Origin of the sequence: Shewanella sp. GD04112 (assembly GCF_029835735.1) — a bacterium.
GTDB lineage: Bacteria > Pseudomonadota > Gammaproteobacteria > Enterobacterales > Shewanellaceae > Shewanella.
Genome location: NZ_JAOEAL010000003.1, coordinates 129,298 through 150,286, shown reverse-complemented (window position 1 = coordinate 150,286; position 20,989 = coordinate 129,298). Strand labels below are relative to the sequence as shown.

Genomic DNA, 20,989 nt, shown 5'->3' with positions numbered 1-20,989 from the left:
AATGGGATTAAATCCAACTCGGGGACGGATGCTTTAATTCGGTTGTAATCGGTAATCGAATTGCAGTTTACAAGCATGACTGACGCTCTAAGCGCGATTAATTCATCCTTGTTGGCCAAAAGCCAACCTAGGGAATAGCTATCGTCACCAATGACGGCTAGATTGACCGGAATTTTTAATGCTCGCTCGTCATTCCCGGCATCACGCTTTAGGCTCATTGAAGCAGTAGTAACCGGGAATATCGCAGATACAAGCTGTTGCTCAATCTCTGCGGGGGTTAATCCTTTTGCCTGCTGTTCAACCTCTTTAATCTTGTCTTTGATGCGTTGGCTATCGAGTCCAGCTTTCAGGCTATCCTCGGTTGCCATACTTATTGAATCGCTAAGCTGAATGGTCGTGAACTCAGTGGGGGCGGGTATCTCTTTGAGCGGGATAGCAAGTAAATTTATAGGTGCGGCGGCTACTGCGGCCGCAATTAAAATTGTTTTATTCATTTTGATAAGTCTTGTTGTTTTAGGAGTCGGTTCAACTTGGCGTTGAACTTCTTCATGTACTTGTTTGCGTTAGTTGCGTTGTTAGGCGCATGGTAATAACCCGCAGCTGAAACCCAATTCCTTCTTGCTTGATATCCTTCGCCCATGATCTCGCAAGCGGTTCTGATATTTGTTTCAGTATCCGTTAGCTCCCATAAGCTACTTACCCGGTCTTTGTGCCAGCGCCAATTCACCTGCATGATCCCCACATCGAACAAAGTGTGTCCCTGGGCAATTAGGTTCTGAGCAAAAATGTATGTGTCTTTGCGGTTCTTGAAATGGTAAGAGCGACCATTCCAATTGATTGAGTGTGGCCACACGGAGGAATCACCATTTCTCAATCCGGTTTCGGTTTCGGTTAGAGCAACAGCGTAAAGCGCGACAGGGGGGACTCCACAAGAAGCCCCAATTCGCACAAAACCGGACGGAATGGTAGCAGCTGCCTCAGAATTAAAACTGAGTGATAAAACGAGGGCTGTTATCAGGCGCTTAAACATATCTACGGCTTGTAAATTGCTTGGCCAAGGTTGTCTTGCTTAACAGCAACCGGAGGTTTTACCGTGATCCCACTTGCAGCGTACTCTCCTTTGTCGATGTTTATTGAAATGTCACCAGCTTTGATTTTGCTAACGTCAATTCCAACACCGACGACAAACTGACTTACATCGTTTGGTGATGCTCCCATGAAATAAAAATCTGTTTTATTCCATTTGGAATTACCGCTAAGTAAATTCTTAACGAATCCAATGCAATCGTTTGAGGTTTTGCATTGCTTAGGATCTAAAAATACCGAAGTCAGTGATTGCTTCCCAGTTGGCAGTTCGTCTGCAAATCCAAACTTAATTTCGCTATTAGATTTCCAACGGTTGCTGTTCGGGTTCTCACGCTTCTCAACGTCAATAGCCGTTAACCACATTTGCATCTGTAAGCTATCCCGCTCCTTCTTCAATTCGTGTGCAATCGTTACGAAATGACGACGTTCTGATTCTGTTTTAGCTGATGCGGCCAGCGCAGTTACTGGGTCGATACCCGGAGTCCAAAAACCACGAGGGGTGTAGTTCATTATGTATTTGTATTGTGCAAACTCGTCCTCGGTTAATTTAAACCCGCGAGCTAGAACCTTCTCTTGCTCGGTTAAAGCAATTTTGATTCCGTCAAAATCAAATGTCTGCTCAGCTTCACCCGCATTCGTTGAAGTGATAACGGTTGATTGATTGCTTGAATTAACAGCCGGGCTGTAGGTTGTCGCGTTAGCTGTGCTGGATAATATTACCAGTGCTGCAAAGGAAAATTTATTCATCATCGTTACCGTACTAATGACACCATTTCAAAGGTTGAGTTGTTAGTTAGCTTTACGCTGTCTCGAGAAATCTCAACGACGGTATAGCCTTTGACATTTTTACCAATCGAGAGCGTTTGGAAGTTGTATCCTTCTGATACGGTTGCGATGTAGTTCCCATTCCATACGTCGATTGATTCAAGCACTAAGCCGTTAATGTCTCTTACCCGCTTAGTAACTGGCTCCGGGGTGACAAGCTCAACTCTAACCACTTCATGTTGCTGAGATTGATTGGTTTCACTTGTACCTTGCTCCTGGTTAACCTGTGCTTTAGCCGGGAAGGAAACTTGCTTGTTTTCAAGTTCATTTATTCTTGCTGAAATGGCATCCAGCTTTGAGGTGAATTCGATTTCGATTTTGCTGTTTGCACTTTGAGATTTAGTTAAGCCTTGGACTGAGTTTTTAACTTGTTCAATGTTCTGTGTGTTGTTAGCAATTCCAAGTTCTGTTGTCACCTTGAATAGCTCCAACTCATTTTGTGTTTGTTGCAAGGAATCGAGCTTGCTTTGCTGGTCATTGGTCTGCGCTCTAAGAGCCAAAATGTCGCTACCTTTTGCGAAAGCGCCAAGTTCAGATTTGATTGAGCTGTTTTCTGTTTGAAGATGTTCAAGAGCGGTTTTAACACTCGCTAAGTCATCGTTACTTGCAGCTTCAAAATCTGGCTTGGTGTTTCCAAAGTACAAAAATGCGGAGCCAAAAATTATTACGCTTAGTGTCGGCAGGATTTTAGCCGCAGTGAAAATCGGTTCGCGTTCTACATACTCATATTCTTCATCGTCGTATTCTTCATGAACAAGTGTTCGTTGATTCGATGAATCTACTTCGTCGCTATGCGACTCAGCAAATGCGGTCTTGCCAATCTCAGCGCGGGGCGCTTCGAGGTGATCTGAGTTATCTTGGTCGTCCTGTTCGTTATTGCTTGGTTCAATTTGGGCATCTGTAGTTTGTGTTCCAATGTTCGGCTTCTTATCAAAGATGTCGAAGTCAGTATCGTGTTTATCAGTCACGGAAGCTGCCCTCTAATTTATTAGGTTCCAAATCTGAACTTTTAGGCTTGATGCTTACCTTGCGCTGAATTTCGTCGTAGGTAATTTTGAAAGGTGAGCCAACGAGAGATTGAATGATTTGCTCAACAGAAGCGTATTCAAATTTTCTATGAATTAGAGGAAGGTCTTTGGTTAAAACCAGTCGGGTTTCTTCATCAAGTTTTGTGCGATCTTCGATTTCGTATCCGGTCTTTAAAAGCGTGTAATGAATCGCTTGGCCGACAGTTGAAATTGAGTTCGGAAATTCGATAGTTGCAACAACGGCTAATGGTCTTTGTTGTTGTTCGATTGGGCTGATTTTTATTAAAGCCAATCCATTGGCTTTGTATTCGGCCTCACTTGCTAATAATGGCGAAACAGTCACTAGGCCAATGGCCGCAAAAGTAACGCTTAATAGTTGAGTTTTCATATTGCAGAATGATCATTTTAAATGGGGTTGAGAATGTACTTCGCTTACCAATCTAAAATCAAAAAAGGCATGGGTAGAAAATAAAAAAAGCCGACAGGTCATGTCGGCTTTGAGGTGTGGACTTGCTGTAGTTTAGATCACTAGAAGTGTAGCCCCCGACATTTGTATACCGACTCTTTAAATTGGGGATCGGTTATTGCTTTTGGTAACGGAATGAACTCCGCAACGCCAGCGAAGATACTATTGGAGCTTCGCCACCCTCCTGTTACGCCAACCTAAGTTGACGAATAAATACTAAATGATAGAGCTGCGAACCACAACTCTATTTAATTTGCTCTTAAATATATAAATTTAAATAGGGAAAAATAACGGGATATTTTTAGACTTGTTAGAATCATTCTATTGCGCGTTTATAACGTATATTCGATGCTATGTAATAGATTGTAGAATTCATATTATGTTATTTCGTCTATATAGAGCGATATATAGATTTTATAGACTAGATTAAGGTTGCTATTTAAGAGCTTTCGATGGAATCACCGTAATTTAGTGGAGATTAGTTGGACTTATTAGACTGATTTATACTGCGTATTAGACAGAATTAACATTTAGTTGGACACTTATCTAGACGGGTTATGCAGGTTATTGGGTTAATTTAGGATAAAAAAAGGGCGCAATCTTAATTGCGCCCTTTCATATTTCAATCTGAAAACAGTTTATGAAGATAGTTGTGGAGCAGTTAGAGCATCTTTCAAATCAGCAACCTTTTCACTTTGAGTCGGAGCTTTTTCTAGTAGAGGGCGAACATCATTTTCGGGTCGAACAATGATTGCTGGCGCAAATGTGGAACGAATTTTCTGGTCTAAAATATCTGCGGTTAACTTGATTTTGTTATTCTCAATAGAAGCAGTTTCAAAGCGTTTATTGCCTTCTTTAACGTCGCGTCTGGTAACGCCAGTGGCTTTCCAGCTGAACACTTTATAGAGGATATTCCAGACGGAACTCATAAGTGCTTTGTTAATGTCGCTGGCCGTTTTCGCGTCGATAATTTCTCTGTAACGAGCGGTAATCACCATCAAAATAATTGAGTCGGCTCTGAGGATTTCCCAAATCAAGGCGCGGCAAAAATTGGTCTTAAGTCGAACGTCAAATGGGGCGCTTTGTGTAGCTTCAATCTTGAGCGATGCACCGCTCATTTTCAGCTTAGAGTGAATTTCTTTTTTTATATAATCTTCTGCACGATTCATCGTGTCTGACAATGCATTCATGGATTCATGCATATCATAAAGAAGTTGGTCAGCAAATGGATCATCGTGTCGAATTGCTTCATAGATGCGACTTAGAATGTCGTCGGTTTTTGTTAATCCGACCTTACCTTTGTCTGCACCTTCTCCCTTGAGTCCACGGAAAAGCATTTCACCATTTCTGGTTTTAAATGTGACTCGCATTTCTGATTGAGCTTTCGCTTGGCCAACCGCATCGTTCTTTTCAATGGCTGGTAAATCGAATAATTGGAAGTCCCCAAAGGCATGGTCGTCATGGGTAATTCCGAGGTCTAACACTGTTGATTCCATCATTTATCTCCGTATTGATTAATGTGTTTAATTGTGAATGAAAACTCGTACCCTTGACTCGCCATAGTGCGAGTAATTTGATGGATACTTACCCCTAATCTGAGTGCTGTTTTCAGTAAAAATCTGGCGTATTCGTAACGACAAATTGTAAAAGACCAACCATCCCCCAGGTGTTCAAATACCATATCTTCTATGTTGAATATGGCGCTTTCGTTCAAGATTTTTGCCCCGGCAGGTTCAAACTGACAATCGAATCTTGCTCGTAAATTCTTCAACGGAATGCCAAATAACTCGCTCGCTAAATTCATGCTAATACCGTTTGAAATGCAGTCCTCAAGAAGCAGAATTTTTTCGATATGCGTAATCAGATATTCCTTAAATTCTTGGATGTTTTCTGAAAAAAATGGATTCTTTTCAGTTGCCGAAACGTAAGAATGGATTGCTGAAATAATGTCAGTAGATAACGAGCCCTTACTCAGCAAGCAGGCTGTTTCCCTGTCTACTCCGAACATTGCCAGTACAGCCTCATTACGGGCGTAGTAAAGAGCCTGTATTTCTGCCAGCGTATGCATTGCAATGTGAATTTCTAGATCGTTTCTCATAGATCAATCCAACCTGACAGGCATAACTTTTTGGAATAAAGGCTTGTTCATTTCCTCGGGGTGTGAGTGCGAATTAGCAAGCTCGATGATCTCAGTTGCTTCCTCTGTAGTGATTCCAAGCATCTTCAAGAAAATAAAATTTTCAGTCTCCATCGCAGAATAAATTAATGCGGCAGTATCTCTTGCCAGAGAGGAAATAAACTTGTGTTGCATTGATTAATCCTCGTCTTTAGCTGCATCGAGAACAGCAATTAAAAATTCTTCTCGACTACATTGTTGTAATACTGGGTGATGCGTGTAACCCTTCTGCTCTAAGACCTGCTTAATCAATGGCAAAGTGACACTTGCTCTAGGTAGGCGTTTGGCCAGTTCAAGACTGATTCCGAATTTTTCTGCTAGTCGTTTGGGGTTGTAGGCTGCATGTGTAGCCGCGACCTGTTTGATTTTGTAAAACATATCGAAAATATGTTTTGCTATCAGCTCCATAGCTTCGCGTTGTTCATCATTTTTCATCCAAATTCACCTTAGCTCAGTCTGGCCATAGCAATTTTGATTGCAGGATTAGCCTTCGTATACTCAATCATCGACATATATTTGCTGACCATTTGCCCCTCAGATGGAGTACGTAATGCAGCGAATTTATCGTTACCGCTTTCGGTCATTAGAATGGTGAAGAAGCGGTTCCAAATCAGGCTGAGATCAGCTGTGAATGAATCGCCTGTGCAATCGTTATATAGGTCAGTAATTTTCTGAGCTGCGAAAAGGTTTTTCTTATTGGTCAGCACTGATGAATGATGTAGTAACGACCAGAAAATAGAAGATGAATTGTTTAGCCAGTTTATATCGCCAGAGTCCTTTTCGTGGCTTAAAATTGTTTTAGCAATTTCTGAATTGAAATCAACAATAAAATGATTGGTACATTCAGATGAATGTTTTATGACATTAGACATACCACTGCAGAACTCGTCTATTCTGCTTTGGAATTGGCTAACCACTTCGATTGTCGAACCTGTATTCAAGGATTTTAGTTCGGCAAGTATCTGTTTATCTGTAACCACAATTGGGCTTTTTGACTGTGCCGCAGTTAGAACCTTAATTAACTTATCTCGGTCTGATCCTACGATTTTTGCAATTTCATAAACGCCATTGAATGTCGTGAAATGACATGAACCTTGCAGGGTGTCAGCTACCAATCCAATTGTCACATATCGGTGATAACTTGCCTTGCACATAAACGGATTTACACTGGAAAATAGCTCTGAAAATAGTTGATACGTTGGGGTTGTCCCTTCACGAAGTAACGACTTGGATATTGCTCTAATATCAATTGCTACTTGAATTCTGTTATTTACAGTTTGCTTTTCCTTTAACAAGTTTTCTACTCGATGTATAACCGTTTTCATTTTTATCTCTGGAATCCATTAAAATTAAAAAGAAGTTTACGAACTTAATTAAACAATGCTAATTATTATAAAGTTCAGTCTCACTAATGTTTCACAATGTTAACTATGAAAATCGACGTTAATGGCAGTCAATAAAGTTAGTGAACGCAAGATTACATTTTGGTTAATTTTGAAATAATTCTTGACCTGATTCACAAACCCAATTTAAAGGTATAAAAAATGGTGTGATTATTAATCACACCATTTTATTGACGCTCGTCACTTTAATTGCGTTTGTCAATTTTCCTACAGTAGTGTTGCAATTGAGCTATTGAGTCTTTTTTCATGTTGCGTGTGAACGGCCTCATGTTTGATTAGAATCCCATCTAATACCGTTTTACTTTCATTGGATAAGGTTAATTTTCTCATAGCACCTTCAAAGGCCGTTTGTAGTAGGGCTCGCTTGCGTAATTCCTCGATAATCTCATTACGATTGACCTGACTACCCAATGACTCGGAGTATGCGTCAAATATGTTAGGGGACGAAACAAACACACCGTCCCGAACCATAAAGCAATATGACCCGAAATCGTTAAACGGTAGCGCCCTAGCTCTTATCGAGTCACTTAGCCAAGTTAGAAACTGCTGACCAACACTTTCAGTATCTTGAATTACGCTACCAGCTGTTTTCCCAATCCCAAATCCAAACGGATTCAAGGCTTGATCGAGTGACTTTTTATCAACTTTCGTAGGTTGGAATCGCGGAAGTGCAGACGTTTGGGTTGTTTCCTCTGGTTGTTGTATTAGCTCTGAATTTGCTACGTGTGAACTGGGTGGCGATTGTTCATTGCTTGCCATGGTTGCTGAGTTTTGATGGTTAAATGAGGGTTCTGCAGGTTTAATTGGCCGAGTAGCTAGAAACTTAGTTTCTGATTCATCACTTTTCTTGAGATTGGCAGTTGAACTCATAAAGGCACTAAAAAAGTCTGGTTCGTTACTTTCTTCTGCAACATTGGGTTGTGGTTGTTTTATGACCTCGCCAGAGCTCTTATCAACTGACTCAAACAGAGCGGGTTTGCTGTCTACAGATTCATTCGTATTTGTCCCAGGCACCAATTCAGATCCCGGGTTTGCTTTAGCGTTTTTACCTTTGATTTGAGTTAAATCATTTAGCTTAATCTCGTTATCGTTAGTCAGGTTCAGCACGTTCTGAGGGTCTAAGACCGATTTGGAGATTGATAAAAACGTCAATTCCCCTTTCCACTGCTTATCAGCTTTATTAGCTGTGATCTCCAAGGTGTGTACTAGGTCGTTGGTTACTGGGTGGCGAGTTGCAATTCCAGCATCGCACAGTAGTGCAAATAAGGTGACATCATTCTCAGGTAATGCGCTAAACCCTGTTGAACGTGCAATATGCCTACACGCCTGCACAGTCCTTTGCGAAACCATATAAACAGTATCGCCATGGCACCATCCCGCGCCGCCAATACGGTTAAGGGGTAAATCGCCGCTCTCGATAGCCTGACGCATTGCCTTAAGTAATATCTCGGCAGCTCCGTGGCCACTGTTAGCCACTTTTTCACCAGCTTCGATTTTGCTGGCCAAGCTGGATTGGCCTGTAAAGTTATTTGCTGCTGAGGCTGAGTCAGCAAATTTTACGACCTTTGATACTTCACCTCCTTTAGCATGATCACCAGCAATGCAGCTAATCCATTTAAGCCATAGTTTTGGATAGCTCTTAATCCAAATGATGCCTTCCATGGGGATCAATGCAGTGGTGAGCATTTGGCCAGCCAATTCATGAACGCCACTTATGCGATGCGGGTTGTATCTGAATTTATACTGAGCCCCAATTGGAATGGCCTCATAGAGTGGGTTCCACATTCTTGGTTTGTCACTTTCCGATTTGCGGTAAACAACCTCAATGTCAGTAATAATTTTACCAATGTCATGCATGAGACTGGCGGTAAAGCAAGCGTATGCAAATACGTCTGCCTGTTCTTCTATTTCAGTCTCCTTACCATTTTCTGAATACAGAACTTCACGGCGGTACATCACCGTGTTCTTAGCCACTTCTAATGTGTGTTCAAGCAATCCACCTGCCGATGAATGATGGTTATACTCTGATGCTGGAAACGCTTGAATATACCTAGCCAGTTTGCTGATTGCTGCCGTGTAGTAGGTTTGAGTATGGTGCGGCTCTAATCGAACCCCACGGTAGATAGTGTTAATAACGTGTTCGTTGATCTTTTCCCACTCGCTTGGCGCTACAGCTGTGTACCAGCCGTCGTTAGCCTTTTTGGGATTTGCTTTTACAATTGGTGGCTGTTTTGCTGCTTCTAATTTGGTGTTTTTTAAAAATCCGAGCATGAGATTTCCCCTAAATATTCTACGGCTAATTTGACATAACCCGGCAATCATTTCAGATTAGGCGCGGAATAAATTTGGAGGGAATACCCATGGCAAAACTGAGTGATGAAGCTCGCGAAACGATGATTAAGCAACTGAATACAGTCCGGGGAGTGAAAGCCCTTCTATCAGGGCTGTCGAAAGCGCAATTAGAAAAAGCTAAGCAGGTATTTAGCTGTGCCGTTGAGGAAATGATTCAGGAAATTGACAATCAAGAAGCAGATACGAAGCGGCAAGCAGAATTAGTCAAGCAAACGCTAAAGCGACTCAAAGAGCAAGGTGTTAGCGATAGCGTGATTAAGTCCATTATGGGATAGATGTAAAAAAGGAGCCTAATGGCTCCTTCTGTTACAAGTTCAAACCAGTTATTTCCTTCAAGCAAGCCCTTTTGTTTAGTTTCTCGATATCGGAAGTCTTAAACTGTCCGGTTCTTACTTCTACGCATTGTTCGACAAGATACTGTAGTGCCGACTTGTCTAATTTTGTTACATCGAGCTTGGTGTTGTCGCTCTGGACTGGTGTCAGTTTAGTTGAAATTGAATCAAGGTTTGAATTAGTAAAGGATAATCTAAAGTCAATGTCATAATAATCCTTAGCTATTAGTGACCAATCAAAAGATGCTTATCAAAATTTTGAGATTACATAGTGCAATACGAGAGCGGCGAGTATGGTGCCGTAAAACTGTTTTGGGTATCGTCCTGACAGGTAGCCCAAATAGTATGGAATTGCGCTCAAAATGCCGGGCTTATAGAAGTTTTTTACCCTTCCACCACAGTAAGGGCAAAGTGAGTGATTAGCTTCACCTTTGACTATGACAAGTCTAGGGGTAATTTTACGCTCACATTTAGGGCAGTCGATCTGGCTACTTTGCTTTTGCTTGAGTTCAACTCTTTTGCCTCTTAAGCCCTTTGGGGTGGATATGGTTTCAAAAGTAACTTTGTCTCCAATTTCGGGTAACGCAGATCCAATTACATCGCTTACGTGAAAATAGTGGTCAGTTCCTTCTGTTATAGAGGTAATAAACCCGAAGCCTTGCGGGACGCTAAACCACTTAACAACGCCTTGTATTCTCATTAATTATCTCGCCATGCCTGGAACATTCTCAATGACCGCGATTGAAAGCAGCCTCGCCATTAATGAGCGTGAATATAGCAAGTCATTGAATTTTTGAGGCGGTTATAGGTAACAATTTCTGAATCTGCCGAGTATATCTTTGTAGATTTTTTGCGTATGTCGCATTTGATCACCGGTATCAATATGCCAGTTGTGAAATGATTGCATCAAATGGACCGATATTATTTTGCAGTAATCAATTCAATTTTATTCGTCGTCGCTGTCGTTAAGAATCGCCGCCATTGGAAGATTTTCACCATCAATTCGACGCGAATAACGCGATACCATAGTGGCTGATTTAAGCCCTGCGTTAAGTTGTATTAGAGCAGTAGCGGTATTTCCTTTAACTAAAGCCTGAATAGCCCCAACACGGCCAGAGTGACTTGAAAGCAGTGCGTTTGCAGGAAGGTTTAGGGTTTTTGAAGCCGATTTTAGAATATTATCAACACCGCTCTTGGATATAGCTTGTTCTTTTGGTTTGCCATTTACTTTGAATGAGCGGATAAGAGAGCCGCTTTCTAGCCCACATAGGAGTACGTATTTTTGGCAAATACCCCAACATCGTTTTGATATGGGTAACGCCCTGATTTCTTTGCCTGTTCTGTCGGTTTTCAGGCGCGTTATAAGCAACGAATAATGTGATCCACCTGCAGGGTTTGGAGTTTCACCGAAGTCAGTTACTTTTACATTGATTAGCTCGCTGCGACGCAATATGCATTCAAACAGTAGTGATATAACAAGCATATCGCGCAGCTCTTTGGGGTTGCTATTGTTTTGCCAATCATTGCAAAACTCTTTTACTAGGTCGAGCGTCAGGGGTGCCGCTTGATTCTGTTCTTCGCCAATGGTGTTTTTAATTTTCTTTACCGCAGCTTTAACCAGTTCATCATTAGTTGGATTGTGAAGGCCGCAGCCGCTTAACAGCCTAGATACTGAATTTATGAATCGACTAATAGTGGACGATTTTCTGCCAATTGAGAAAATATTGATAACTGTAGCAATTTGCGCGTCAATAATAAAAAATGGAGATTGGTTTTGTTTTTTGCAAATATCAAAGTATTCTGATAAATCTGAATTTAACGATATTACTGAGTTTCTTGCGTATTTATTTTCCACTATCTTAAACCAGCGATTTACTTTACTGACTAAATCATCCGTTAGTACCCTCTCACCTGCTGAACTAATAGCTAAAACCTGAGGTGGCGCTGATATTTTGTCAATTAGGTATTCTGTGATAAATCTAAAAAACTCCTTTTCATAAATGATGGTTCCATCACTATCGAAGTCTCTATATACGCATTTGACTGGAATAGACGCAAAGCGAGTTTGCAGTACAATATCACCAGATTTAGTATTACTTGGTTCACTCTCCATCACGGCGACTTGGTACACTTTTTTATCGTTAGATTCCATTCAGCTCACCATTTAGTTCCAAAGTATCTGTTCTGCATCTATGCAGTACAGTGAAGGCTTCTTGTTATTGGAGGTAGCTTTCTCCATTACAAGATACATAAGCTTGTTTTGGCTTAGTTTGTTGATATTTTTGAAATTATTCTTAAATCGGTAATCATAAATCTTCGTCGATAGCACGCTATAGACCGTTGAAAATGGCGGCACAATGGCTATAAGCACCCCATGCATAAGCACATTTGGATTTTTTCTTGTAAAGAACTTGATCTCCAAACCATCTTTTAAATCCTTTTTGTGTTCGCTCATTAATGTATTGAACAAATCGAGCTTTAAAATGGAATCCTTAATGGCTCCAATCTGCTTAGTGGCAGATAAATTCTTAATTTCACTCAAGTGGTCAGCGACGTATATTTCAATATCCCGCCAAACCTTCTCGTAGACCTCGAAACAGGGTTTAAAACTTTTTATATCTAACTCTAAAAGAAGTGGATGTTTTACGGTCTTATTTAACAACCTAACACCATGAGGTGCAGACTCGTTAATAAGATCAATCAGTTCATCACTAACTTTTCCGTCAACCTTTAATTCAAATCCAAATATCAAATTAACACCTATATCGTACATGGAAAGCCGTCATAATTAAATGTTGGCCTAATGCTATTAAATAAATTAAACAACTTAAAATTTATTATGTTTTTGTTTATTGCAAATTAATTAAATAACCCATGCCGGGTACTATTTGATACCACCATTTATTAGCTCAGCTGGCCAGCGGCTGCACCTTAGCTGCAGGGGCTCAGTTCGGAAATGCTTTCATCAATCCGAATCGTATGCGGAACCTACAACCCTAAAATCGCGTGAAGATTGTTGGTAAGGCGTAACGAATTGCATTCTGCAAATCGACCGAGTGTAAACCCTGTGTCTTATTATTGTGTATAAGTGTAATTATACCCAGTAAAATATTTACTGGTACTACCAGATTCGATTTTTTAAGAGAGCGTCAAAAATCGCAAAAATATGACCTTTGTCATTAAAGTTTTCGGAGATACCACTTTTGCATGAGTTCGGTTTGATTTCCGCAAAATGATAGTAACCAGTGTTAGTTCTCATAATTCTGCATGGTGACACCATTTGAAACTAGACACGGGTAACGGGTGTGGTGTTTAATGAATTAATTCCAAATGGTGACACCATTTGAAGATTAAGAAAATGGAGTGTAGTTGTGAAGCGTAATGACGATGTTGATAAAAAACTGACCGAACTATTTGATAATGACCTGTTGGAGTATGAAGGCTATTGGCCAGCTTCGGGCAGTGGTGCCTTGCTACCGTTATTGAGCGTTGCAGATATGGTGGCCTATGAGGATCTTCTTAAGACGGTGTTTAGCCACGACTACTTTTATGCGGATTTGATGATCAGGAAGAATGCGCTTAACTCTACTTATTCTGCTGTTCATTGCCTTGAGCATTTGAAAAAAACACGACTGAAACTGCTTCATTTTTGGAGCGTTCTGCACCAGAAATATGAGTCCCAAGCACAATTTTATTTGCATGATTTGGTGGCAATAAATGAGGATATTGTTGCCTATATTTCAATTGATGAATGGAGAAAAGTGCGCCAAAAAATGGCTCAAATTAAGAAACGGGCAACGATAAAACGCATTCCTCTTAGCAACGATGTGGTAGAAGCTCTGCAAGAATTAATGCAAACCATCGGCACTGAGACATACAGTGAGGCAGTTGATTTCTTGATTACAGCATATAAAGAGCAGGCAAATTCAGAAGAAATATAACAAATTGGCACCACAGCTGATTGTAACGCAACCACTTGTTTATCCTTGTAAAAGAGGCAAGTTTCAGGGTTTGTATCGCGTGATACAAACCCTTCTTTAATTGCTAGACCATGTGTTTTAAGCGGGGCTTAAATCAGTGAGTTATAATCCAAAAACGCATGAGATAGGTTTCTTTTTTAAGGGAAGTTTTAAGTGTTCGCAACTAAAGATTTGTTAAAAATAGGAGGCGCGGTCGGCGCTATGTTGTCCTTGGCCGCATTCAGCTTTGGCTCTATTGCTATGGTCGCTGGCAACACTCAAATTAGATTTGGTTTAACAATTCGTGCGCGATAGTAATTGGACAGTTTGCACTTGAATGTTCACCCACGCTTTCGCCAAAATACTCACCAACGGCATACGCTAGTTTTGATGCACGTTCTTCCCAGTTATCCCTATTTCCAATTTCTTCACAGACTGCCTTGTCTAGCTCAGTGATGCGCGAATTTGCTTGTTCGAGCATTAGATAAGCCGCATTCACAGCCAATTTAAGATCATCTTCGGTGATATAACGGGAATCATCTTGGATTCGACCATGTATTGCATGGAAGTGTTCTGCTTGCTCTTGTGTTAAAGCCATATTTTTATTTTCCGTCTGGCATATTTGGTGTTGAAATCAAAACCGCCCTATCGCTACCATACTCCCAAAAAAATCTGGCAGAAAAATGGTCGTCGTTCGGTTCTAGCGATGTCACAGCGCCGTAACGACCTAAATTTTCGGCAATTTTATATCGCTTCCATAAGTATTCATTTTGATTTTCCGCTCTCTGATTGATTAGTGATCTTTGGGTACTTCAATTACACCATTCTCAATACCCTGAGCCAGTTGCTCCATCAATTTTGCAAATCTCAAAAAACCTGAATATTGCTGGCAGATGGAGCGCATCTGAACGTCCGAGGAACTGTCAATAATCATTTTAAAGGCATCCATATAGTCATAGCAGCTTTGCAGTACCTGAGCATCACCAAGCTCTGTTAGGGGAAACGGGCATACATACTCATGGATTATTTTTGCTAGCTGCCGCTGTTCAGCACTGAGTTCTATCATTGCTCTCTATCCATTGTTAATAAGCGTCCATTCAACGAACCGCAATCAACATCACCCGACATACTTTATACTTCTATGGATTTGGCTTTAGCTGCTGCCAAGCTAAAATCTAGGAAGAAGTAGTGCGACTCTGATTCGCTTACAATAAATTGAGACAGGTACTTTTCTTTTCCGTCCGAGAAGTAAACTGACAGAAACAAGCCAAGCATTGGAACATCTGTTTTTGATGCTATTTCAATTTGTAAGTGCATCGGCTCTTTGGTTTCGCTATCGACAAATGAATGCGTACCAGCAAAACGCGACTGAAAAGCAAGGCATCGAACCGCCTCTACGAGCGTGGTTTTACGCCCATTATTGTAAGGATTGTATTTGTGGACAGCGAATCTAATTGCTTGTTCGCCTTCATTATGAAGCATTCTCTGTGCCTCCCATAACGGTACGACCATGATTTTATTTTCCTCGCAGTTACATTCCAATTAGATCCTCGAATTTCCGTCCTATTCTACGATTACATTTAAGCTGTCACACTTATGACAGAAAGCCTCTTGCTTCTCATTGATGCCAATGTCATGACAACCGCAATCATTACACACGTATGAATCACCGAATGAATCACAATCCGTTTCTGAATACTCAGATTCAATAAGATCTGTATCTGGCATGTTTGGCTTTTTCATGAGTGACTTTCCGTTAATTTGATTGATCACTGTCCACACAGACGCACCGCTGTCGTCATTGCCACCCTCAGCCAAAAACAAATGCCCTTCATAGTCTACAGCAATAGCACCTGGGCGCTCACAAGATGGGTCGCGGAGTTTGTCTTTCCAGCCGTATACCTTTCCTTGCCACACCAGCACAACACCGCCGACCCGTGCTGGATTTTCAGAGCGCCATTTATTAGCCAGAGCTAGGGCTTTACTGTTTGGTGTCATTGTGAAATTTCCGCTCTTTTGATTAGTATCCGTAAACCACATTCCGTTAGTTAAAATCACCAAGCTCTATTTTGCAGATAACCCGCTTAACACCAGATATTTCCCCATCAAGTACTGCGGCCTTGCCATAGTTATCAAAGCTGATAGCGTGATCTCGCTTTTCTGTTAGCTCTGTAACTTGAAGATTAAGCCACGTTAGCAGTGCTGCCGAATCCATAACGCCCCCTTAGTTTCCGCTCTTTAATTATCTATATTGGCATAGAAGGCCAAACTTCATCGAAACTTGGCATATCAAGTGATGCTCTCTCTTCCATTCCTAGCTGATAATACTCAAGCCAAAGCGCATGAGGCCAACCACTGAGAAAATGCTCATTGAAGAAGTTCTGATTTTCACCAACAATATTTTGGACACGATCATTATTTCCATATCGTTTAGCCTCACGTTTGATAAATTCACGTAATTCTTGTTCAAGGACAGAGGTAAAATCATCTTCATGCTTACCTGACCAAGATGGAGTGCCAAACGTATTACAATGATGTTCTGGCGCTGTTGTAGCAGTACCAAATGTACCTATATATCCCATACGAATTACTCTTTAATTTCCGCTCTGTTATTCTTCTTCGCTTACTGTACTGCCCCCTGATTCTGGTCGTTCCAACCCAAGAAGGGGCATCCAATTAACAATAGCCACATCACTCACATTGTAATTTGTCTCAATGTACGCTGTTATGTCCTTTAAATCAGATTGATACTGAATTGGCATTGCACACAGGATAGTCACTGTGCATTGAACTTGCTGACCTGTCTGATTTGACAAACCAATATAAAATACATGGTAATGATGTTTTTGTTCCATTCGTGAAATTCCACTCTATTGGTTCATTCGAAGCGAAGACCACTTATCAAGCAAAGTCGTGATCTTGTCTTTCACATCAACACCAATCCGCGCCAACCACACAGACGGTTGAAAATCGCCACCCTCAACACCAAGCAAAACGTTATTCGCGTGAGAGCGATTAGTTCCATCGAGATTCACTAGCTCAATAGCACTAAACTTAAACCATTGGTCAGCCTCAAGGCTTAGGATGATTAGCGCCGCAGTTTTAGCGGAGCTAGAACCATGTTCTAACGCCATATCAATAAGTGCCAGTGCCGACATTGCTCTTGGCTTGTGGATTTCGGCCTCGGCCATTTCCTTTCTGTACTGTTCAATGCCCATTCTTAGTAGTTCCTATTTTCCGTGTTAACAGGCGGCGAACCGCCCTTGTTAATTATCTTGCTAGTTTAATTTGAAGCTTTCTTTTTATTTCTTCGTGCATTGCTTTGATTTCAGCTTTGTAATTCGCAATCGCATCAAGGATGCACTCTTCTGTACGGTTTCTGGATAGAACGTCAGGATAATGTTTTCTTTTCGAATGTTTTTTTAATATGTACTCACCCGTACCTAGCTCTTTGTTATAGCTATAAGTTCCGTAGGTTTGACCATATTCATTTGTTTCAACTTTCAATTTACTAGCCATGGTGTTTATCTCGCCACTTGCTTAAACGTCTTAACACCATTATGTGCGACATTCGCTCAGAAATCAATATAAAATGTGCGGTATTCACTCATTTTTGCTATTACGGTGTTTAATGCCGTCGATTATTAATTCAACGGCAGTACGTCGAGTTGCCCACCAGTCGTAAAACGTGCGGCGCGGCACTTTGGCGAGATCTGCCACCTCTTTTGCATCAAGGCCAACTTGAGCGCGGCAGTATGCCGAAAAAGCCTCTTTATCTGCGGATTCCGCCATAAATTCCTCTTAAATTTGCCAAACTAACAACTTTACAGTGTGCGCTATTCGCTCATAATTAGCAATAAGTTAAACCCAATCAAGACCACACATTTCTTCGATTCGCTTTGCTTGAATAACAACATAGTCGATAGTAGTTTCAGGACTCGCGTGGCCGAGTATTCGCGACACAGTTTCAATCGGAACGCCTTTTACTACAGCATTCGTACAAAGCGATTTACGGCCAGAGTGTGAAGATGCTAAAGGTAAACCGCATTTTTTATAGATCGCCCTCATAGCTTGCTCTAGTGCATCACAAGCCCAATACTCCCGTATCTCTCCTGAGTCGAGTTTTCTAGGCTTAGGTTGGAGCGAATACGGAGCACCACGAACTGTATACAGAAACCGTGACTCTGGAATTAATCCTTGGAAGTCAGCACAGCCAGATAAACCCCACTTTTTAGCTAAGCGGTGATCAATCCATTGCTGGATAATCTCCCTCGATGTTTTGTTTGTAAGCCAAACAGTTCTTGGCTTCAACATCTTACAAATGCTGGCTGGTAGGTGGCTAAATTTGCCCAACGCGCCAAAAATGTAAAGTTAGTCAATGTTTAATAATAACAATTAATTAAGTTAGATTTGGCGGAAATTTCCAGAATCCCGGCGAACCCTCAACGTACAATAATTTTCGATATCCAAACTGACCACAGTTAGCCAGATTAAGATTAGTTATTAGTGTGGGAGGTAATAAAGGGGTGAAAAAGTCACCCTTTATAACTCTCCTACAATTAGCAACGCCTCTATTGGCTGAAAAATAATCAACGCTCAATATAACTATGTCACTACATAGACTGAACCTTAAGCATTAAGCTGTTCATAAATTCCGCCTAACGTCATGTCTTTCTTAGATTTTCTCTGTTGTGCTTTGGGGGCGTTCTTCGTTATATAACGGATCGCCCAATCAAGGTTCTGTCGCAAACTGAGCTCTTGCAGCTATGATTTGAGAGCGCATGATCCCTCAGATACAACTAGGCTGTTAATGAATAAAATTGCTCCCATGGAGTCATATTTTCAGTGGTGTCCATTTGTCCCAGCTTAATCATGGACCAAAGTTCAACGCCAGCAAGCGTGATTCGGCACCTTCCCAAGACTTCCAACCCAAACATTGATGCATTTTACCTTTCACTTTTCGATGACTTTGCTCAACAATGTTATTCAGATATTTTATGGCTAAAACCTCAATCATAAACAACATGCAACCAGACAGCCAAAGACGAATATTAATGGTGTCTAATGCCGCAGCATTCGCCCCACTTTGATCAATGACGACCTTTTCAGGTAAGCCATGTTGGTTGATCGCTTTATTGAAAAATGCCCGAGCAGCAGGTTCATCACGGGTCTCACTCAAATAAAAGCACCGTATTTATCCACGGCGCGATAATAGTAAACCCAGCGACCTTTAATCTTTATGTAGGTTTCGTCCATTCGCCACGACCCTGATACTCGACGCTTTATCTTCCTGAATACGGCTTCGAGTTGCGGGGCATATTTGATAACCCAACGGTTTAGTGTTGAGTGGTCAAAATGGATGTTTCGCTCCGCGAACATCTCCTCAATTTCACGGTAACTGAGTTTATAGGCCAGGTAATATCGTAGGGCTTGCATGATGATATCTGTTGGGAAATGGCGTCCAGAAAAGTTTAGTGACATTGATGATGTTAGTTAAGAGAGCATCGCTCATGATAAACTCGTTCCTCAGTTTGCGACAGACCCGTAAATTCTCCGTTATAGCTGGCAACAACGATCGAGAGATTGCGGCGCTTAGCTGCACGGTCAATTACCAGTATATCGCCATCATAGATCCCAACCCCTTCCATTGAGCGGCCCGCAGCACGACCAAACCAGGTCGAGCTCGGATGCTCAACAAGGAGCTGATCAAGGCTAAGAGGTAATTCAACGTAATCCGCTGCAGGACTTGGAAAACCCGAAATTCCCGCACTCGCATGGCATGTTATGAGTTTCACACTTGCAAACCACTGTATAAATAAGGCTCTTCTCTGAACATGGTGGAATAGGTATAGTTCTAGCCAAATTCCTCTTAAATTTCAGTGATGAGTGAAGCTGCTTTATATCAACAAATCTTGGGGCTAAAGGCACCTTGGGTCGTATCCAGTGTTCAACTCGATGAATCACGTCAGAGCATAATTGTTACCATCGCCTACGTTTCTCAAGCAGGCTTTAAATGCCCTATATGCCACAATGAGAGTCGCCATTACGATTCCCGTTTACGAAAATGGCGTCACTTGGATACCTGCCAGTATCAAACGCTCATTCAAGCTAACGTGCCACGAGTACACTGTACCTCACACGGTTATCAAACCCTCCAAGTCCCATGGGCCAGTGGCAGCAGTCGTTACACTGAATTGTTTGAGATGCGTGTATTGGCCTTGCTTGCGATGAGTTCTCTTAATGCCGTCAGTCGGTTCTTTAGACTGAGCTGGGGAGCCATAGATAGGATTATGGCGCGCGCTGTTTATCGTGGACTGGCAAAACGCAAACAGATTAATACCGACTATTTATTGGTCGATGAAACCGCTCTTAAAAAGGGGCATGAATATGTCACGCTGCTCTCTAATCATGAAGGACAAGTTTTAGCGGTTTCAGAGGGACGTTCAGCTGCAAGTTTTGATGCCTGCCTAACACAGCTGCCTGCAGATGCATTACGTCAAACTCAGTCTATATGTATGGATATGAGTCCTGCTTACATTAAAGCAGCAAAGAAAGCGCTGCCAAATGCAGAGAGGAAAATCGCATTTGATCACTTCCATGTAGCCAAGATGCTAACGGAGGCGGTTAACCGGATCCGCAAAGACGAGTTATTCAGGTTGGCGCCGTCAATGCGGCAAGAGGCACATCGAACACGTTTTTACTGGTTAAAGCGACGAGATAATCTCAGCGACCCCGACCGAGAGAGGGTCAATAGGCTCATCCCGGCAATGATGAATACGGCTCTTGCATGGTATTTCAAAGAGCAGGCTCGGAACATCTGGCATGGCAATAGTGTTCGAGGAACAAAGCAACGATGGAAAGATTGGATAGCTTTAGCTAAAGCCAGCGGTCTCAAACCCTTAATGGCGGTGGCAGATACAATCGAGAACAAACTCTGGGGCATACTTAATGCCATGCGCTTTGGTCTATCAAACGGTTTGGCAGAAGCAATCAATAGCCAAGTTAGACTGCTCAGAGTAAAGGCTATGGGGTATCGAAATTCAGAGCGATTTCAACGTGCCATCATCTTTCATTTTGGAAAGCTGGATATGGGGTTCCACCAATAACAACGAAGAGCCATAAATAATCAGTAATAATAGCAGTAATTTTAAAAATTTTGAAAATTTAGATCAGGCCTCCGGTTCGTGATTTTTTCGGTGGGTAATCACCGCGCCTTTTGCGGTGTTATCCACAAAAAATCAGGGTTCGGTGGCGAGTAGCTTTTCTCTTGAAATAGTAATAAATAATGGAAAACAGTAAATAATTGCAGACAAATCCGCTTTAGTTGCATAAATCTGATCAATACCCACAGATTATTGACCA

General features: G+C 41.6%; 27 protein-coding genes and 2 pseudogenes. 3 read left to right on the top strand and 26 right to left on the bottom strand.

What is annotated here, in order from left to right; all coding sequences use genetic code 11:
* The 11 genes from N7386_RS23490 to mobH all read right to left on the bottom strand — a co-directional run.
* Positions 1 to 494, bottom strand: a 494-nt coding sequence (locus tag N7386_RS23490) for a DUF2859 domain-containing protein (protein WP_279771471.1), incomplete at its 3' end; no start/stop codon positions are given.
* On the bottom strand, positions 491 to 1,030 hold the full coding sequence (locus tag N7386_RS23485; protein WP_278892990.1) for a transglycosylase SLT domain-containing protein: 540 nt from the start codon (positions 1,028 to 1,030) through the stop codon (positions 491 to 493). The genes N7386_RS23485 and N7386_RS23490, both read right to left, overlap by 4 nt.
* A 2-nt stretch (positions 1,031 to 1,032) precedes the next feature.
* Positions 1,033 to 1,833 carry a hypothetical protein gene (locus N7386_RS23480; RefSeq protein ID WP_248088600.1) on the bottom strand — a complete coding sequence of 267 codons (801 nt, stop codon included), beginning with the start codon at positions 1,831 to 1,833 and terminating at the stop codon, positions 1,033 to 1,035.
* Positions 1,834 to 1,838: 5 nt separating this feature from the next.
* Positions 1,839 to 2,879 carry a hypothetical protein gene (locus tag N7386_RS23475; RefSeq protein ID WP_279771466.1) on the bottom strand — a complete coding sequence of 347 codons (1,041 nt, stop codon included), beginning with the start codon at positions 2,877 to 2,879 and terminating at the stop codon, positions 1,839 to 1,841.
* A complete protein-coding gene (locus N7386_RS23470; RefSeq protein ID WP_248088596.1) occupies positions 2,872 to 3,327 on the bottom strand; it encodes a hypothetical protein in 456 nt (151 codons plus the stop codon). The genes N7386_RS23475 and N7386_RS23470 overlap by 8 nt, the downstream gene beginning before the upstream one ends.
* A 716-nt stretch (positions 3,328 to 4,043) precedes the next feature.
* The gene (locus N7386_RS23465) at positions 4,044 to 4,904 is read right to left on the bottom strand and encodes an AcaB family transcriptional regulator (protein WP_195742683.1); all 861 of its coding nucleotides are present in this window, start codon (positions 4,902 to 4,904) and stop codon (positions 4,044 to 4,046) included.
* Positions 4,901 to 5,503, bottom strand: a complete 603-nt coding sequence (locus N7386_RS23460; RefSeq protein WP_014611576.1) for a hypothetical protein — start codon at positions 5,501 to 5,503, stop codon at positions 4,901 to 4,903. Before N7386_RS23460 ends, N7386_RS23465 begins: the two co-directional genes overlap by 4 nt.
* 3 nt (positions 5,504 to 5,506) lie before the next feature.
* Complete coding sequence (locus N7386_RS23455) at positions 5,507 to 5,716, bottom strand: hypothetical protein (protein WP_014611575.1); 210 nt, start codon at positions 5,714 to 5,716, stop codon at positions 5,507 to 5,509.
* A 3-nt stretch (positions 5,717 to 5,719) separates the two neighbouring features.
* On the bottom strand, positions 5,720 to 6,016 hold the full coding sequence (locus tag N7386_RS23450) for a hypothetical protein (protein WP_014611574.1): 297 nt from the start codon (positions 6,014 to 6,016) through the stop codon (positions 5,720 to 5,722).
* Positions 6,017 to 6,027: 11 nt separating this feature from the next.
* Positions 6,028 to 6,906 carry a hypothetical protein gene (locus N7386_RS23445; protein ID WP_279771462.1) on the bottom strand — a complete coding sequence of 293 codons (879 nt, stop codon included), beginning with the start codon at positions 6,904 to 6,906 and terminating at the stop codon, positions 6,028 to 6,030.
* Between the two features lie 285 nt (positions 6,907 to 7,191).
* Positions 7,192 to 9,255 carry a MobH family relaxase gene (gene mobH, locus N7386_RS23440; protein ID WP_014611572.1) on the bottom strand — a complete coding sequence of 688 codons (2,064 nt, stop codon included), beginning with the start codon at positions 9,253 to 9,255 and terminating at the stop codon, positions 7,192 to 7,194.
* An 89-nt stretch (positions 9,256 to 9,344) separates the two neighbouring features.
* Between mobH and N7386_RS23435 the strand changes: the two genes are divergently transcribed.
* Complete coding sequence (locus N7386_RS23435) at positions 9,345 to 9,611, top strand: hypothetical protein (protein ID WP_014611571.1); 267 nt, start codon at positions 9,345 to 9,347, stop codon at positions 9,609 to 9,611.
* A 1,003-nt stretch (positions 9,612 to 10,614) separates the two neighbouring features.
* Here the strand turns inward: N7386_RS23435 and N7386_RS23430 are convergent.
* On the bottom strand, positions 10,615 to 11,820 hold the full coding sequence (locus N7386_RS23430; RefSeq protein WP_014611568.1) for a tyrosine-type recombinase/integrase: 1,206 nt from the start codon (positions 11,818 to 11,820) through the stop codon (positions 10,615 to 10,617).
* A 12-nt stretch (positions 11,821 to 11,832) separates the two neighbouring features.
* Entirely contained in the window at positions 11,833 to 12,441 is a 609-nt protein-coding gene (locus tag N7386_RS23425) for a hypothetical protein (protein ID WP_279771460.1), read from the bottom strand.
* Positions 12,442 to 13,039: 598 nt separating this feature from the next.
* Between N7386_RS23425 and N7386_RS23420 the strand changes: the two genes are divergently transcribed.
* Positions 13,040 to 13,609: a hypothetical protein gene (locus N7386_RS23420; RefSeq protein ID WP_219640042.1), complete on the top strand. Its 570-nt coding sequence runs from the start codon at positions 13,040 to 13,042 to the stop codon at positions 13,607 to 13,609.
* Positions 13,610 to 13,910: 301 nt separating this feature from the next.
* Here N7386_RS23420 and N7386_RS23415 read toward each other — a convergent pair whose 3' ends face one another.
* The 13 genes and pseudogenes from N7386_RS23415 to N7386_RS23355 form a co-directional block, all read right to left on the bottom strand.
* Positions 13,911 to 14,225: a hypothetical protein gene (locus tag N7386_RS23415; RefSeq protein WP_014611564.1), complete on the bottom strand. Its 315-nt coding sequence runs from the start codon at positions 14,223 to 14,225 to the stop codon at positions 13,911 to 13,913.
* Positions 14,226 to 14,420: 195 nt separating this feature from the next.
* Entirely contained in the window at positions 14,421 to 14,693 is a 273-nt protein-coding gene (locus tag N7386_RS23410) for a hypothetical protein (RefSeq protein WP_014611562.1), read from the bottom strand.
* 65 nt (positions 14,694 to 14,758) lie between these two features.
* Positions 14,759 to 15,109 carry a hypothetical protein gene (locus N7386_RS23405; protein ID WP_195742682.1) on the bottom strand — a complete coding sequence of 117 codons (351 nt, stop codon included), beginning with the start codon at positions 15,107 to 15,109 and terminating at the stop codon, positions 14,759 to 14,761.
* 81 nt (positions 15,110 to 15,190) lie between these two features.
* Entirely contained in the window at positions 15,191 to 15,625 is a 435-nt protein-coding gene (locus tag N7386_RS23400; RefSeq protein WP_219640044.1) for a hypothetical protein, read from the bottom strand.
* A 46-nt stretch (positions 15,626 to 15,671) separates the two neighbouring features.
* On the bottom strand, positions 15,672 to 15,842 hold the full coding sequence (locus N7386_RS23395; RefSeq protein ID WP_219640046.1) for a hypothetical protein: 171 nt from the start codon (positions 15,840 to 15,842) through the stop codon (positions 15,672 to 15,674).
* 31 nt (positions 15,843 to 15,873) lie between these two features.
* The gene (locus N7386_RS23390; protein WP_014611690.1) at positions 15,874 to 16,209 is read right to left on the bottom strand and encodes a hypothetical protein; all 336 of its coding nucleotides are present in this window, start codon (positions 16,207 to 16,209) and stop codon (positions 15,874 to 15,876) included.
* 27 nt (positions 16,210 to 16,236) lie between these two features.
* A complete protein-coding gene (locus tag N7386_RS23385; RefSeq protein WP_212601237.1) occupies positions 16,237 to 16,482 on the bottom strand; it encodes a hypothetical protein in 246 nt (81 codons plus the stop codon).
* A gap of 15 nt (positions 16,483 to 16,497) precedes the next feature.
* On the bottom strand, positions 16,498 to 16,845 hold the full coding sequence (locus N7386_RS23380; protein WP_212601238.1) for a hypothetical protein: 348 nt from the start codon (positions 16,843 to 16,845) through the stop codon (positions 16,498 to 16,500).
* 52 nt (positions 16,846 to 16,897) lie between these two features.
* Complete coding sequence (locus N7386_RS23375) at positions 16,898 to 17,146, bottom strand: hypothetical protein (RefSeq protein WP_279771450.1); 249 nt, start codon at positions 17,144 to 17,146, stop codon at positions 16,898 to 16,900.
* 84 nt (positions 17,147 to 17,230) lie between these two features.
* A complete protein-coding gene (locus tag N7386_RS23370; protein WP_279771448.1) occupies positions 17,231 to 17,419 on the bottom strand; it encodes a hypothetical protein in 189 nt (62 codons plus the stop codon).
* Positions 17,420 to 17,488: 69 nt separating this feature from the next.
* Complete coding sequence (locus N7386_RS23365) at positions 17,489 to 17,941, bottom strand: site-specific integrase (protein ID WP_347815257.1); 453 nt, start codon at positions 17,939 to 17,941, stop codon at positions 17,489 to 17,491.
* A gap of 485 nt (positions 17,942 to 18,426) precedes the next feature.
* Positions 18,427 to 19,108: pseudogene (locus tag N7386_RS23360) on the bottom strand (IS6 family transposase).
* A 62-nt stretch (positions 19,109 to 19,170) separates the two neighbouring features.
* Positions 19,171 to 19,422: pseudogene (locus N7386_RS23355) on the bottom strand (S24 family peptidase); the annotation flags it as partial.
* Positions 19,423 to 19,509: 87 nt separating this feature from the next.
* Between N7386_RS23355 and N7386_RS23350 the strand changes: the two are divergent.
* Positions 19,510 to 20,733 carry an ISL3 family transposase gene (locus tag N7386_RS23350; protein WP_279771444.1) on the top strand — a complete coding sequence of 408 codons (1,224 nt, stop codon included), beginning with the start codon at positions 19,510 to 19,512 and terminating at the stop codon, positions 20,731 to 20,733.
* Positions 20,734 to 20,989 lie beyond the last annotated feature (256 nt).